This window comes from Martinezella sp. CNPSo 3959 (genome assembly GCF_057784355.1).
Genome location: NZ_JBXSOV010000018.1, coordinates 55,891 through 70,609, shown reverse-complemented (window position 1 = coordinate 70,609; position 14,719 = coordinate 55,891). Strand labels below are relative to the sequence as shown.

General features: G+C 60.1%; 12 protein-coding genes. 3 read left to right on the top strand and 9 right to left on the bottom strand.

Translation table 11 applies throughout. The annotated features are described in order from the left end of the window. Positions 1-14: 14 nt before the first annotated feature. A complete protein-coding gene (locus AC13RE_RS26295) occupies positions 15-308 on the bottom strand; it encodes a hypothetical protein (RefSeq protein ID WP_488565112.1) in 294 nt (97 codons plus the stop codon). Positions 309-461: 153 nt separating this feature from the next. Between AC13RE_RS26295 and AC13RE_RS26290 the strand changes: the two genes are divergently transcribed. Continuing rightward, positions 462-1,529, top strand: coding sequence for a LacI family DNA-binding transcriptional regulator (locus AC13RE_RS26290; RefSeq protein WP_488565111.1), 1,068 nt, complete (start codon positions 462-464; stop codon positions 1,527-1,529). Here the strand turns inward: AC13RE_RS26290 and AC13RE_RS26285 are convergent. After that, positions 1,526-3,733 (bottom strand): mechanosensitive ion channel family protein, encoded by a 2,208-nt coding sequence (locus AC13RE_RS26285; RefSeq protein ID WP_488565110.1) that lies wholly within the window; start codon positions 3,731-3,733, stop codon positions 1,526-1,528. The two genes, AC13RE_RS26290 and AC13RE_RS26285, sit on opposite strands and share 4 nt — an antisense overlap. 224 nt (positions 3,734-3,957) lie before the next feature. Here AC13RE_RS26285 and AC13RE_RS26280 point away from each other — a divergent pair, with 224 nt between their 5' ends. Next, positions 3,958-4,851 carry a DUF1444 domain-containing protein gene (locus AC13RE_RS26280; RefSeq protein WP_488565109.1) on the top strand — a complete coding sequence of 298 codons (894 nt, stop codon included), beginning with the start codon at positions 3,958-3,960 and terminating at the stop codon, positions 4,849-4,851. Positions 4,852-4,929: 78 nt separating this feature from the next. Here AC13RE_RS26280 and pncB read toward each other — a convergent pair whose 3' ends face one another. The 7 genes from pncB to AC13RE_RS26245 form a co-directional block, all read right to left on the bottom strand. Continuing rightward, positions 4,930-6,234: a nicotinate phosphoribosyltransferase gene (gene pncB / locus AC13RE_RS26275; protein ID WP_015338380.1), complete on the bottom strand. Its 1,305-nt coding sequence runs from the start codon at positions 6,232-6,234 to the stop codon at positions 4,930-4,932. A 205-nt stretch (positions 6,235-6,439) separates the two neighbouring features. Then, positions 6,440-7,399, bottom strand: coding sequence for a 2-hydroxyacid dehydrogenase (locus AC13RE_RS26270; protein WP_488565108.1), 960 nt, complete (start codon positions 7,397-7,399; stop codon positions 6,440-6,442). Positions 7,400-7,410: 11 nt separating this feature from the next. Further along, positions 7,411-9,048: an ABC transporter ATP-binding protein gene (locus AC13RE_RS26265; RefSeq protein ID WP_488565107.1), complete on the bottom strand. Its 1,638-nt coding sequence runs from the start codon at positions 9,046-9,048 to the stop codon at positions 7,411-7,413. After that, positions 9,045-10,199: an ABC transporter permease gene (locus AC13RE_RS26260; protein ID WP_488565106.1), complete on the bottom strand. Its 1,155-nt coding sequence runs from the start codon at positions 10,197-10,199 to the stop codon at positions 9,045-9,047. Before AC13RE_RS26260 ends, AC13RE_RS26265 begins: the two co-directional genes overlap by 4 nt. Further along, the gene (locus AC13RE_RS26255) at positions 10,199-11,293 is read right to left on the bottom strand and encodes a microcin C ABC transporter permease YejB (protein ID WP_132721058.1); all 1,095 of its coding nucleotides are present in this window, start codon (positions 11,291-11,293) and stop codon (positions 10,199-10,201) included. Before AC13RE_RS26255 ends, AC13RE_RS26260 begins: the two co-directional genes overlap by 1 nt. A 172-nt stretch (positions 11,294-11,465) precedes the next feature. After that, a complete protein-coding gene (locus AC13RE_RS26250; RefSeq protein WP_488565105.1) occupies positions 11,466-13,304 on the bottom strand; it encodes an extracellular solute-binding protein in 1,839 nt (612 codons plus the stop codon). A gap of 107 nt (positions 13,305-13,411) precedes the next feature. Further along, on the bottom strand, positions 13,412-14,047 hold the full coding sequence (locus tag AC13RE_RS26245) for a TetR/AcrR family transcriptional regulator (protein WP_488486139.1): 636 nt from the start codon (positions 14,045-14,047) through the stop codon (positions 13,412-13,414). A 36-nt stretch (positions 14,048-14,083) separates the two neighbouring features. On the opposite strand from AC13RE_RS26245, the gene AC13RE_RS26240 reads away from it, so the two are divergent. Then, complete coding sequence (locus tag AC13RE_RS26240) at positions 14,084-14,653, top strand: isochorismatase family protein (protein ID WP_488565104.1); 570 nt, start codon at positions 14,084-14,086, stop codon at positions 14,651-14,653. Positions 14,654-14,719 lie beyond the last annotated feature (66 nt).

The window sequence follows — 14,719 nt, the reverse complement described above, 5'->3', positions numbered from 1 at the left end:
TCCATGGCGTAGCTCTAGCAATTCCGCGACAAAGCCTTGGCGATTGCGAGAAACTTCGGATCTTCTAGCCCATTACGATGCCGCTGATCGGCTTCACATTCGGCGTCAGGCACTTCGCTTGGAATCGTGAAGGACCATGCCGAGGGATGTTTCCGGCGGCGGCGGAAAATGTTTGCCAGTCGACCCAGCAAACCTTGCCGGCCGGCTCCGCCCTCGTCCTCCGGTGAAGGCGGCTCGACTGCATCCGGATTGCGCGGATCGCCCCATCGATCATCATAGAGATCCTTGAAGAGATAATTGGTCAGCATTGGTTTCTCCTCGATATTGAATCGATTCAATAATTGCTCGGGCTTCTTTTGTTGAATCGGTTCAATGATACGCCTTAAAACTCCGCCGTCAAGAAGAATTGAACCGATACAACTTCGTTGCTAGTATCCGCCGGAAACATAAGGAGCATTTCATTGGCCAAGGGCACCATCAGGCTCGCGGATGTCGCCAAGGCGGCGGGCGTATCGCAGGGGACCGCCTCTAATGTTTTCAACCGGCCCGAAGTGGTGCGCGAGGAAGTGCGTGAGCATGTGCTCGAGACAGCCAAGCGGCTCGGCTATGCCGGGCCGAGCCTGACGGGCCGGCTGCTGCGGGCGGGAAAGGTCAATGCGATCGGTGTCGCCGCGGTCGAGCCGATTGCCTATTTCTTCAATGACCCATGGGCCAGGGCTCTGCTGGCCGCAGTTTCCCGCGTGTGCGATGCCAGCGGCACTGGCTTGGCTTTGGTCTCGGCCAAGGACCGGCAGACGGTGGACTGGAACATCAAGAGCGCATTGGTGGATGGCTTCATCCTGCTCTGCGTGGAGGGCGGAGAGAAACTGGTGCAGTTGACGCGCGAGCGGCAATTGCCTTTCATCGCTCTCGCCTTGAATGACGAGGACCCGTCGATCCCTGCGATCAGCGTCGACAACGTGGGAGGCGCGGCCGTTGCGGCACGGCATCTGGCGGAATTGGGCCACAGGCGTTTCGGCGTGCTTGCAACAGAACTTTCGGACGACAATGTGGGGCCGGTCGGAATTGCCGAGATCGAACGCGGGATCTATTCCACCTCCCGCAATCGTGCACTCGGTTATTGGCAGGCGCTCGAAGCCTTCGGCATTCGGCGCGAGGACGTGCCGATTTATAAGACGCTCAACGACAAGCCAAGCGTTGAAGCCGGGCTGGACTACCTGTTTTCCCTGCCCGAACCGCCGACTGCGATCCTCGCCATGTCCGACAACATCGCGCTTCTAGCGATCAACTGGTTGCGGGCGCGAGGTCTCTCAGTGCCGCAGGACGTCTCCGTCATCGGCTTCGACGGCGTGCCGGAAGGCGGAATGGTGGAGCCCGGCCTGACGACCATGGCTCAGCCCTTTGCCGAGATCGCGGAACGCGCGGTGCAGGCCGTTCTTCACGATGCCGTACCGGCTGAGCGCGAGATGATCGGCGTCACGCTGATCGTGCGCGGCAGCACGGCGGCGCCGCGACCTGACCGGATCTAGCTCGCCTGCTGCGCGCCATCCACATTTGCCGCCCGCATCTCGATAAGCTGCCGGGCGGCTGCGGCAGTGGCATCCTTATCGCTTGCCACCTGTACGGTCGGGAAGGCGAACTGGATGCCGTTTTCGTCGAAGGACTGTTTGATCAGGGCCAGCGCGCTACGGCGGATGACCGAGAGTTCGTTCGGCTTGGCGGTGATCGCCAGCCTGATCTCGATCGCGAAATCGCCGAACTGCTCGACGCCCTTCATCTTCAGCGTCTGGATGATGCTCGGCTTCAGATCCTCGTCTTCGAGCAGGCGCTGGCCGATATCCTTGACGATGCGCTTCAGCTTCACGAGATCGGTATCGTAGGTGACCTTGACGATGATCTTGTCGATCGCCCAGTCGCGGTTCATGTTGTTGACCGCGCCGAGCGAGCCGAAGGGGATCGTCGCCAACGGGCCGCGCTGGTGGCGCAGCTTGACTGAGCGCAGGCTGAAGGATTCGACTACGCCCTTGTAATGGCCGCTTTCGATATATTCGCCGATGCGGAAGGCATCGTCCCAGAGATAGAAGACACCACTGATGACGTCCTTAACGATGGTCTGCGCACCAAAGCCGACCGCGACGCCGACGACGCCGGCGCCGGCGATCAGCGGGCCGATCTGAACGCCGAGGCCCGACAGCACCATCATGACGGCGATGATGCCGATGACGACGGCAAGAATGTTGCGGAAGATCGGCAGCAGCGTTTGCAGCCGGGCGCGGCTTGCCCTTATCTCGTCGGATTCGCCGGCGGCGGGCAGAGCTTCCATTACCTTGCCGTCGATATAGGTTTTTGCGAGCTGCCAGACGAGATCGGCGACCAGCAGGATGACGATGCCACCGAGAATGCCGCGAGCGATGCGGCCAACGACCGATTCGCTGCCGCTCATCATCGCATGCGCCTCGACTCCAAGCATCTTGCCGAGCCACAAAGCCGCGAAAGTGATAATCAGCGCGCGCACGCCGCGGTCGAGCAGCACAGCCGCGATCTTGCCGGCACCAAAAATGCCGTCGGCCGCATCATGCAGAGCGTCGATTGCCTTTGTCGATACCGAGAGGACGCGCGGCAGCAATATCGCATAGATGCCGATCCATAGAAGACCGTCGAAACCGGCCACCCAGAGGCACCAGAGCGCCACGAAGAAAATCGTCAGCAGCCAGGAAACCGTCTTCGCCCCCCGCTTTTCCGGCGGGAGTGGCCTCGACCACACGGCAGCCGTGGCGATCAGGAACAAACCGATGCCGAGCGTGTAGCCGATGAGGTCGCGCGCGCCGGCAGAAAAGTCCAGCGACGTGACGGCCTGTATGACTGCCCAGCCGCAGGCGAAATAAATGGCAAATAGCGTGCATCGCCGATACCAGTAATAGGCCACGCGCCGCCGTTCGGCGATGCGGGCGGTACCGCCGTCCTCGTCTAGAACATCATCGGCGCGGCGCATCGCGATCAATTCCATCCCAAGCTTGCCGATGGAGATCGCCAGCCTGATCGATACCATCGCAATGACGCAAGCGATGGCGAAATTTTCAATGGCAGGCGGCCAGTCGAAGGCAAGAAGCGGAACGAGTGTCACCAGGCCATGGATGATGGCGGGCACGACGCCGCCCAGAAACTGGAAGCGCGCTGCCTGCAGTTCCGTCTCGGTACCGGCAGCCCTCTCGGTGCGCTGCATATGCCTGGTGTTGATGAAACGGGCAACGGCGAGTTCGGCCACCAATCCGAGGAAGAACAGAAGGACAATCTGAACGATGATGCGTACGAGGCCGACCGACTTGCCCTCCCCCTCCAGCTTTTCCGATGCGGTCATGACCTCGTAGGGCAAAGTCATCGCAGCGCCAGAGACCAGCTCGAGGTGATGCCGCGTGTGGCCGAGCATGCCTGACAGAACCGACATCTGATTGCCGTCGGCCGGAGCCGGATCGCTGGCGGGTGCGGGTTTATCGCTGGCGGACGCAGGCTGAGTGCTGAGCTGCGTGGTAAGCCACTGCCTGACATCGGGCTCGTTCAGCAGCTGCATCAGCTCGCGAACCTTGTCGGGCGGCGGCGTTACCGATTGCGTTACGGCCGCATTCTGCGCGAAGACCGCCATGGGCACAGCCAGTGCGAAAAGACAAAAAAGCAGGCCTCCGATCGTCCACCTGCCGCCCCTGACATTCTTCATCTGCGCTGCCCTTCTTGCCATCGGACCATCCGGCCCGCTCCTGCAGACTATACGCGTTTTTGACACGGGCAAGCAGGCACTTACGGCTCCCAATCCCGATCATGTCGCCATTGCCCCGCAACGGCTGTCGCGCTAGGTTCTGCTGCAATACCGTTCGGTACTCGGGGATGCGCGTGTTCAATTTCCTGAAAAGGCTCTTCGGCAGAGGCGAGCGCGCAGACGTGCGCACCGGCCGAGCCTTCCCAATGCAGGAGTCAGAGAACACAGCGGCTGCCAAAACTCTCGATCTCAACATTCCCGACGAAGCCTTGCAGGATGAAGCGGCCTTCGCCGCCTATCTGCAGGAACGCCTGCCGTTCTTCGGTGACCTGATCCGCGTCGACTACGATCCTACGGCCGGCAGCCTGACGCTGCACAGCCGCAACGGCGATACGATGACAAAATTCCTGAGCAATGCGCTGCTGGCGCTGCGGGAAAAGCGTGGGCCGGCGCGCGCGCAGGCGCTCCTCAACTATCTCAACATGACGGAGGCCATGGTCGACAGCGGCGAGCTCGCCAAGGTCCTGCCGGTCCTGAAAGCGCGCGATTTCGTCGAGGTTGCGCGGCAGCAGATGATGCAGGCCGTCAAGGACGAGCCCAATCTGCCGCAATTTGTCTACCTCGAAGAAGCAGAAAACCTGATCAAGCTCTTCGTCGTCAATGGCGAGACGACGGTCAACTATGTGATGGCCGAAGCACTCGACGATTGGGGCATCGATGTCCGGGAACTCGCCGAGATGGCACAGGCCAACCTGCAGAAGTTCCTTGCCAAGACCGGCGTCCAGATCGCCAAACGCAGCCGGTTCCAATATGTCGAGGTGGACGGTCAGTTCGAATCCAGCATCGCCTTTCTGCCGAATTTCTGGGCGCAGGTGCAGGAGCAATCCGGCGGCGCCGCGCCGATCGCCGCCTTCCTATCGCGCGATAAGGTGTTCTTCACGCATGAGAACGACATTGAAGGCCTGCAGCTTCTGGAGCTGATCAGCGCCGATCTCAGCGACGTGCCCTACGTTATTTCGCCGGATCAATATCGCTGGGAAAATGGCCGTTGGACGCTATTTCGCCGCGTCACCCGGATAGAAGCGGCCATTCGCCACTAGACGTTTTACGCATTCCATACGCAAAACCGCTTCGCACTTTTGCTGGAATTGCGCTAGGCATTTTTCCTGGGAAACGCCTTAAACCAGCACTTCCTGATCGACGCGATCCTCTGCGCCGAAGAACTTCAGATAGCGCTCGACTTCCGCTGGCTCGCCCGTCGCCTTCTGAGGATTGTCCGAGAGCTTCACGGCCGGCCGGCCGTTTGCCTCGATGACCTTGCAGACGATCGAAATAGGGTTGAGGCCCTTGAGTTCGGTCGGAGCGCAGCCGGCGAAATCGTTGGTGAGGTTGGTGCCCCAGCCGAAGCTCATGCGAACGCGGCCGTCAAAATGCTTGTAGGTGTCGATGATGGCATCGACATCAAGGCCGTCGGAGAAGATCAGCAGCTTCTGGCGCGGATCGCGGCCCATCTTCTTCCACCATTCGATGATCTTCTCGCCGCCCTCAATGGGAGGGGCACTGTCGGGGCGGAAGCCGGTCCAGTCGGCCACCCATTCCGGAGCGTTGCGCAGGAAGGAAGCCGTGCCGAAAGCATCGGGCAGCACGACAAGCAGATTGCCGCCATAGAGACGGTTCCAGTCGCGCAGCACCTTGTAGGGTGCCTTGCCAAGCTCTTCATCGTTTTTTGCAAGCGCTGCGGCAACCATCGGCAGTTCATGGGCATTGGTGCCGACCGCTTCGAGATCGGAGTCCATGGCAAGCAGCACGTTGCTCGTGCCGGTGAAGGCATGCGGCACACCTTCCTTCAGCGCCTCGACGCACCAGCGCTGCCAGAGGAAGCTGTGGCGTCGGCGGGTGCCGAAATCGGAGATGCGCAGGCCCGGCAGTTCCCGCAGCCGCTCCACCTTTCCCCACATCTTCGCCTTCGCGCGGGCATAGAGCACATCGAGGGTGAAGGGACCGAGCGCCCTCAGCGCGGAGCGGGAGCGAAGCTCGTTGATGATGGCGAGTGCGGGGATTTCCCACATCGTCGTTTCCTTCCACGAACCGTGGAAGTCGAGAATATATTGGCCGTCACGCTTCGAGAGCTCATATTCCGGCAGCTGGAAATTCGACAGCCAGGCGAGGAATTCCGGTTCGAAGATCTGCGCGCGGCCGTAGAAACTGTTACCCGCCAGCCAGATCATCTCCTTCTTGGAGAGGCGGAGCGTTCGGGCATGGTCGAGCTGTTCACGCAATTCCTTCTCGTCGATCACTTCGGCAAGGCGAACGCTCTTGGTGCGATTGATAAGCGAGAAGGTGGCATCGACATCCGGATAGAGCTTCCAGATCATCTGCAGCATCAGAAGCTTGTAGAAATCCGTATCGATCAAGCTGCGGATGATCGGATCAAGCTTCCAGGTATGATTATAGACGCGGGTGGCGATATCCGTCTTGGTCATGTCGTTCCTGCCCCGTCTCCTGCCCTACGGACGTCATGCTCGCCGCCGACCATCCTGCCGACATGCGGTTGTAGCGCCCTGTTATCAAAAAATGTTGAGCGAAAGTCCAGTCGCTGAAAGAAAATTGATACCAGGGCAAATGGGTCGCATTTTGCCGGCGCCTGCTGAGGCATAGTGCCCAGACCACCACCATCCGAAGATAGACTTAGTATCCCCGACCGCGATCTACCAGATGCTGCAGCGGCTCACCGCGTTCGAAGCGGGCGATCTGCTCCTCGACATGGCGCATCAGCGCCCTTTCGTCAGACATGGCGGAATCATGCGGCGTGATGATGACATTTTCCAAGTCCCAAAGCGGATCGTCCGCAGCCAGAGGCTCGACGGCGAAGACATCGAGCGACGCGCCGCCGAGAATCCCGGTGCGAACAGCCGAAGCGATATCGGCCGCAACCTGGCTCTTGCCGCGGCCGGCATTGATGAAGACCGGCTTGCCGAGCGGGCCGTTGCGATGCAGCTTGGAAAAAAGCGAGGCGTTGTAGATACCCGTCGTCTCCGGCGTCAGCGGCAGGAGGCCGACCAGGATGTCCGTGCGCGCCAGGAATGCATCGAGCCCGGCAGCATCGAAGGTTTCCATGCCGTCGATCTCTTTCTTGCTGCGGGACCAGCCGATGACATTGAAGCCCATGATCTTCAACTTGGCTGCGGCATCGCAGCCGAGAACACCGAGCCCCATCACGCCCACGGTAACTTCGGCGGCTTCAGGGCCATTCTGCTGCGCCCAGACGTGCTGGCGCTGATTCCTGAAATGCCCCTGCACATCGCGCAGATGCATGAGGCACTGCATCACGACCCATTCGCTCATGCGCACCGTCAGGCTGCGATCGACGAAGCGGACGACGGGAATGTCAGGCAGGCCGACAATCGACATCATCGAATCGACACCGGCGCCGCCCGAGAAGATGACCTTGAGATTGGGTGCGCGCTCGAAAAGATCGGCATCCGGCTTCCACAAAAGCGCGTAGTCGACATGGGAGAGATCAGCGCCTTTATTGGCAGGATCGGCCAGATTGATGCTGCCGCGATCGGCAAAGGCCGTCTCAACCGCCTTGGCAACGGACACAGGATCGAATTTGAGGTCGACGAGAACGGGGCTTTTGGCCGGCATGATGGTGGTCTCTATTGCTGAATGGCGGCGGTAGGAACCGCTTCGATGTTGAAGGCGGCGGCAAGCAGCGCCCTGGTGTAGTCCTCTCTCGGCGCCCGGAAAATATCGGCGGATGCGCCCTGCTCGACGACCTTGCCGAAGCGCATGACGATCAGCTCGTTGGCGAGCGCCTTCACTACTTTCAGATCGTGGCTAATGAAGAGATAGGCAAGATCGTGCTTCTGCTGCAGGTCGCGCAACAGGTCGACCACCTGCGCCTGCACGCTCATGTCGAGCGCCGAAGTGGGCTCGTCGAGCATGACGAAACGCGGCTTCAAGACCATGGCGCGAGCAATGGCGATGCGCTGGCGCTGGCCGCCCGAGAACTCATGCGGGAAGCGCCAGCGGGTGGACGGATCGAGGCCGACTTCCTCCAGCGCCCAACAGACGCGCTTGTCGCGCTCATCGGCCGAAAGCGAGCGTTCATGCACCTTGAGCCCCTCGGCGATGATCTCGCCGACCGACATGCGTGGGCTAAGTGACCCGTAGGGGTCCTGAAAGACCACCTGCAGCTGGTTGCGCAGCGGCCGCATTTCGCGGAACGAATAGCCGGCTATATCCTTGCCGACGAAGGCGATACGGCCCTTGGAGGAAATAAGCCGGGCGAGTGCGAGACCAAGCGTCGTCTTACCTGAGCCGGATTCGCCGACGACGCCGAGCGTCTGGCCGGCCCTGAGCTTCAGATCGATGCCGTCGACCGCCTTCACGTGATCGACGACCTTGCGCATGAAGCCAGCCTTGATCGGGAACCAGACGCGAATATCGCTGCCTTCCATCACCACCGGCTTGTTCGCATCGCTTGCCGGCGGCTCGCCGCGCGGCTCGGCCGCCAGCAGATGACGGGTATAGTCATGCTGCGGCCGGGTGAAGACGTCCTCCACCGTGCCGGTCTCGACGATCTTGCCCTTGGTCATGACGCAGACCCGGTCGGCGAATTTACGGACGATGCCGAGATCGTGGGTGATGAACAGGATCGACATGCCATGCGTGCCCTTGAGGTCGCGCAGCAATTCCAAAATCTGCGCCTGCACGGTGACGTCGAGCGCGGTCGTCGGCTCGTCGGCGATCAGCAGTTCCGGGCGATTAGCGAGCGCCATGGCGATCATTACGCGCTGGCGCTGGCCACCGGACAGTTCATGCGGATAAGCCTTGAGGCGCTTTTCCGGCTCGCGGATGCCGACCTGGTTCAAGAGTTCCAGCGTGCGGCTGCGCGCGGCCTCGCCCACGATGCCCTGGTGCAGCGCCAGGATTTCGCTGATCTGCTTTTCGATGGAGTGGAGCGGATTGAGCGAGGTCATCGGCTCCTGGAAGATCATCGTGATGTCGTTGCCGCGCACCGCGCGCAACTCGTTATCCGATGCCTTCAGCAGATCCTTGCCCTTGAACAGGATTTCGCCGGAAGGATGGCTTGCGGACGGATAGGGCAAGAGCTTCAGGATCGAATTGGCCGAAACCGATTTTCCTGAGCCGGATTCTCCGACCAGCGCCACGACCTCGCCCTTGTGGATATCGAAGGAGACGCCGTCGACGGCAATCGACGTCTGCCCGCCCTGATGAAAGGCGACGGAGAGATTGCGGACTGACAGCAGCGGAGTGGAATTTTCGCTCATCGGAACGTCTTCCTCGGATCGAAGGCGTCGCGCACGGCCTCGCCGATGAAGATCAACAGCGACAGCATGATCGACATGGTGAAGAAGGCCGAAAGCCCCAGCCAGGGAGCCTGCAGATTGGATTTGCCCTGGGCGATCATTTCACCCAGCGACGGCGAGCCGGGCGGCATGCCGAAGCCCAAGAAATCCAGTGAGGTCAGGGTGGTGATCGAGCCTGACAGGATGAAGGGCACGAAGGTCAGCGTCGCGACCATCGCGTTCGGCAGCAGGTGGCGATACATGATGGTACGGTTGTTGACGCCGAGCGCGCGGGCGGCGCGCACATATTCGAAATTGCGCGCCCGCAGGAATTCGGCGCGCACGACCCCGACGAGGCCGACCCAGGAAAACAGCAGCAATATGCCGAGGAGGATGAAGAAACCCGGCGGCAGCACCGAGGCAATGATCAGCAGGATATAAAGCACCGGCATAGACGACCAGATCTCGATGAAGCGCTGCATCAAAAGATCGGTCCAGCCGCCGAAATAGCCCTGTATCGCGCCGGCGCAGACGCCGACGACAGCCGAGCAGATGGTGAGCGCCAGGCCGAACAGCACCGAGATGCGGAAGCCGTAGACCAAACGAGCGAGCACATCGCGGGCCTGGTCGTCAGTACCGAGCCAGTTGAAATTGCTCCAGTTGCAATTCGGATCGGCAACGCCGCCGGGATAGCCCGAGCAGCGCGTCTCCTTGCTCATCGCCCAGAAAGGCGGCGTCGGCGCCGACATGCCCTTGGGAAGATTGGAGTTGGCGGTCTGATAGGAATAGTGAATCGGCGGCCAGATCATCCAGCCATGGGCATTGATCTCATCCTGAATATCCGGGGCGCGATAATCCGTCTGCGCCAGGAAGCCGCCGAACTTTTCCTCCGGATAATCGACGAAGACCGGTGTCAGGATCTCGCCCTTGTAGGAGACGAGGATCGGCCGGTCGTTGACAATGAATTCGGCGCCGAGGCTGAGGACGAACAGCACCAGGAAGATCCAGAGCGACCAGTAGCCGCGGCGGTTTGCCTTGAAGTTCTCCCAGCGGCGGACATTGGTCGGCGAGAACAGCCCCTTGCGCGGCGGCTTCACCGTTGTCGGAAGCGTCTGCTGATTGGCTGCGTCCATCACACGTCCCTCCGCTCGAAGTCGATGCGCGGATCGATCCAGGTGTAAATCAGGTCGGAGACGAGGCTGACCACGAGGCCGAGCAGCGAGAAGATGAAGAGTGTCGCAAACACCACCGGATAATCGCGCTGGACGACGGAGAGATAGCTCAAACGCCCCAGCCCATCGAGCGAGAAGATGTTTTCAATCAAAAGCGAGCCGGTGAAGAAGGCGGAAATGAAGGCGCCGGGAAAGCCGGCGATGACGATGAGCATGGCGTTGCGGAAGACATGGCCATAGAGCACGCGCCGTTCGGAAAGACCCTTGGCGCGGGCGGTGATGACATATTGCTTCTTGATCTCTTCGATGAAGGAATTCTTGGTGAGCAGCGTCGTCGTGGCGAAGGCTGCGAGCGACAGCGAAATCAGCGGCAGCACCAGATGCCAGAGATAATCGAGGATCTTCTGCCACCAGGTGAGGTCGGCGAAGTTATCCGAGACGAGGCCGCGCAGCGGGAACCAGTCGAAGAAGGAGCCGCCGGCAAACAGCACGATCAGCATGATGCCGAACAGGAAGCTCGGGACGGCATAGCCGACGATGATGATGCCCGAGGTCCAGACATCGAAGGTCGATCCGTCCTGTACCGCCTTGCGGATGCCGAGCGGAATGGAAATGGCGTAGGAGAAGATCAGGATCCAGATGCCGAGCGAAATCGACACCGGCAACTTCTGGGCGATCAGGTCGATGACGGTGGTATTGCGGAAGAAGCTCTCGCCGAAATCGAAGCGGATATAGTTCCACATCATCTGGCCGAAACGCTCGAGCGGCGGTTTGTCGAAGCCGAACTGCTTGTCGAGCTTGGCGATCAGCTCGGGATCGAGCCCCTGCGCGCCGCGATATTTCGAGCTGCTATCGTCCAGGGATTGCTGGGCAGCCAGGTCCGTACCGCCACCCGACAGGCGGCCATTGGCATTGTCGCCCTGCCCGGTCAGCTGCGCGATGACCTGCTCGACCGGACCGCCCGGCGCAAACTGCACGATGGTGAAGGAAATCGCCATGATACCGACAATGGTCGGGATCATCAGCAGGAGACGTCGCAGAATATAGGCGCCCATCAGCCCACCGCTCCCTCGAAGAGGGGTATGTTCCGCCTCGCCTCAATCCGTCCGTCGATCAAAATCACATTCCCTTCCGCCGGATCGAGGCCGGCGCAGTCATATCAGCTTGAAACTACCCGAATCAGCCCTCTGCATTTGGAGCCAGCAGGCCCCTCATTGCAAGAGAGGCTCACTTTCCGGCGCCTTTCGACCACCAGACATCGGGGAAGCCGATGGAGTAATAGGGCAGCTCGGGCAAATGTTCGAACTTGTCCCAATAAGCGATCTTGTTCGTCGTCCCATAAAACAGCGGAACAACGTAGTGGTGGGCGAGCAGTACGCGGTCAAGCGCCTTGGCGGCAGCAGTCTTTTCTTCGAGGGTCGCGGCAGAGACAAGCTTGCCGATCAATATATCAATACCCGGATCGGATATGCCGGCGTAGTTGCGAGAGCCTTGGCGGTTTGCGGAAGCCGAGCCCCAGTAATCGATCTGCTCACTGCCGGGCGGCAGAGATGTGCCCCAGACGTTCCAGGTCGCATCATAGTCGAAGCTGCGAATGCGGTTGATGTATTGCGATGAATCGACCGTTCTGAGGGTCGCATCGATGCCAATGCGGCGCAGGTTCTGTACGTAAGGCAGGTTTGATCTTTCCATCGAAGGACTGCCGAGCAGGATTTCCATCGCGAAGGGCTGGCCGGTCTTTTCGTTGACCATGCGATTGCCCTTCAACACATAACCGGCTTCCTTGAAAAGCTCGATCGCCTTACGCAGGTTGTCGCGTGCCTTTTGTTGGTCGCCGCCAACCGGATTGGTATAGGGCGTGGTGAAGACTTCGGGCGGCACCTTATCCTTGACGCTGTTGAGGATATTCAATTCCTCGCCCGTGGGCAGCCCCGAAGAGGCAAGCTCGGTGCCGAAAAAGAAGGAGTTGACACGGGTCAGCTGGCCAAAGGCAAGCGCTCGGTTCATCTCCTCGAAATCATAGGCGTAGTTCAACGCCTCGCGCACACGCTGATCCTTGAACTGATCGCGCCGGAGATTGAGCACCACCGCCTGCATGATGCCGACAGAGCGCAGCGAGTTGGGCAGCTCGTCGCGCTTGATGCGGCCGTCCTTGACGGCTGGAAAGTCATATGCGGTCACCCAATGGCTTGCTGACTGGTCCTGCCAGAAATCGGTGTTTCCGCTACGAAAGGCTTCGAATTGCACATCCTTGTCGGCGTAGTAGGTATAGGAAATCGCCCCGAAATTATTTTGGCCGATATTGACCGGCAGGTTCTTGCCCCAATAGTCGTCGCGTAATTCGTATCGGATTGATGATCCCGGCTGCACGGAGACGATCTTATACGGTCCGGATCCCATGAGCGGCTCGAGTGTCGTGCGGGAGATATCGCGCGGCTTTCCGTCCGCGCCGGCGCTCTCCCACCAATGTTTCGGCACGATCAGCAACTGGCCGGCGATAAAAGGAAGTTCGCGATTGTTCTTTTCATTGAAATAGAAGGTGACGTCCCTGTCGCCGGTCTTTTCGGCTCGCGTCACGTGGGAATAGATGCTGGTCGCGAGAGGATTGAGCTCCTTGGTGCGATCGAAGCTGAAAATCACATCATCGGGGGTCACCGGTGTGCCATCGGCCCATTTCGCCTCGGCGCGTAAGCGGAAGGTGGCGCTCGCTATGTCATCGGGATAGGAGACGCCCTCGGCAAGCAAGCCGTAGGAAGTGGCTATCTCATCATTGGACGATTTCATCAGCGTATCGAAAACCATTGACAATCCGCTGGCGGGGTTGCCCTTAAACAGCACGGGATTGAGCGTGTCGAACGTGCCTTCGGCCGAAAGCTTAAGCTCGCCGCCCTTGGGCGCGTCCGGATTGACGTAGTCGAAACGCTTGAAGCCGGATTGATATTTCAAGTCGCCAAGAATAGCCGTGCCGATGCGGAATTGCGGCTCTTCGGCTTTCGTGGATAGAGGCATTGCCAGCAGGCAAAAAAGAGAAACGACCAAGCCTGCTTTCAACCGCGACAATGCCATTCATGATCTCCTGATGATGTCTGAGGAATCAGCATACGGCAAATGAGGGCAAAAAGCAGGACGCAACAACTCATCTCGTTGCAAAGGCTGAAAACCGTGTCCGAGGCTCAGTTTTTTGCCGTAGCATCCTCAAGACGTTTGCGCAGCATCAGCCGCAGTTCCGCGAAGACGCGCCGGTCCTCGGCGGCATCCGGGTCGCTGGAAACGACGACAGCAATGCGCAGCAATTCGAGCACGATGCCCGCCATCAGAACGATATCGTCCGTGATCGGCGGATGGGCCTGCCGCAGAAAGGCGGCAATCAGCTCTCGCAACTCCGCGCGCGAGCGCGCCTTGCGGTCCTTGGGAATATCGCGACGCCCGGCTAGTACGGGAAACTCGGGATATTGCTCGATGAAAGCGGCGAGCGCATCGAAGATTGCCTCACCGCTACCGGCGGCGGAAAGCCCTATGCTCCGTTCCGCCATGTCACGAAGCCCCGCCTTAAGGCGCTCCAGGCGATCGATATGCAGCGCCTCGGCGAGCAGGGGCTTTGTCGGAAAGAACTGATAGAGCGAGCCGATCGATGAATGCGCCTCCGCCGCGATCTCCGTCATCGTTGCCGCATCGTAACCCCTGCGCGCAAAGACTTTCGCCGCCGCTTCGAGCAGAACGGCAACGCGATCGTGGCCTCGCTGCCGCTTCGGCGCGCGCGTCTTCAATTCTTCACTTGATTTTTGTGAGGTCATCCTCATATTTTCCATTGTGAGGATACCCTCATGTTTTCTCGGAGCCCCCAGATGTCACTTTACGATCCCAAGACCACCGCTCTTGTTTCCATCGACCTGCAAGGCCTCGTGCTCAGCCGCCCGCTTGCGCCCTACTCCGCCCAGCAGATCGTTGCCAATACGGTCGCCATCGCAAACAGGCTGAAAGCCGAAGGCGGGACGACCGTGTTCGTGACGGTCGGATTTTCCGCAGACTATGCCGACGCTGTCAATCAGCCGACAGACGAAAGCTTCCCGCTTCCCCCAGGAGGTTTGCCGCCGGCCGCGCTCGAAGCTCCGGCCGAGATGGCAGCGCTGACGCCCGATGTCGCCATCGTCAAGCGCCAGTGGAGCGCCTTTTATGGCACGGAACTCGATCTGCAGCTGCGCCGCCGTGGCATCAAAACGCTGATCGTGACTGGCGTCGCCACCAATTTCGGTGTGGAAGGCACCGTGCGCGATGCCCATGCGGCAAACTATGCCGTCATTGTTGCGGAGGATGCCGTGACGACCCTTTCGCAGGAGATGCAGGATTTCGCCTGCACCAAGGTGCTGCCGCGGCTGTCGCGTATCCGCAAGACGGCGGAAATCCTGGCGAACTGATCTGTCGTAACGACGGCCCATGTTGGCAAAGGCGGTCGGCCGGTAACCACCGGCGATTGTCGCGGA

Coding starts and splice junctions, on each gene's coding strand:
- AC13RE_RS26280 (WP_488565109.1), top strand. CDS start 3,958: ATGCAGGAGTCAGAGAACACAGCGGCTGCCAAAACTCTCGATCTCAAC.
- AC13RE_RS26255 (WP_132721058.1), bottom strand. CDS start 11,293: ATGGGCGCCTATATTCTGCGACGTCTCCTGCTGATGATCCCGACCATT.
- AC13RE_RS26270 (WP_488565108.1), bottom strand. CDS start 7,399: ATGCCGGCCAAAAGCCCCGTTCTCGTCGACCTCAAATTCGATCCTGTG.
- AC13RE_RS26285 (WP_488565110.1), bottom strand. CDS start 3,733: ATGGCAAGAAGGGCAGCGCAGATGAAGAATGTCAGGGGCGGCAGGTGG.
- AC13RE_RS26250 (WP_488565105.1), bottom strand. CDS start 13,304: ATGGCATTGTCGCGGTTGAAAGCAGGCTTGGTCGTTTCTCTTTTTTGC.
- AC13RE_RS26260 (WP_488565106.1), bottom strand. CDS start 10,199: ATGGACGCAGCCAATCAGCAGACGCTTCCGACAACGGTGAAGCCGCCG.
- AC13RE_RS26265 (WP_488565107.1), bottom strand. CDS start 9,048: ATGAGCGAAAATTCCACTCCGCTGCTGTCAGTCCGCAATCTCTCCGTC.
- AC13RE_RS26295 (WP_488565112.1), bottom strand. CDS start 308: ATGCTGACCAATTATCTCTTCAAGGATCTCTATGATGATCGATGGGGC.
- AC13RE_RS26240 (WP_488565104.1), top strand. CDS start 14,084: ATGTCACTTTACGATCCCAAGACCACCGCTCTTGTTTCCATCGACCTG.
- pncB (WP_015338380.1), bottom strand. CDS start 6,234: ATGACCAAGACGGATATCGCCACCCGCGTCTATAATCATACCTGGAAG.
- AC13RE_RS26245 (WP_488486139.1), bottom strand. CDS start 14,047: ATGGAAAATATGAGGATGACCTCACAAAAATCAAGTGAAGAATTGAAG.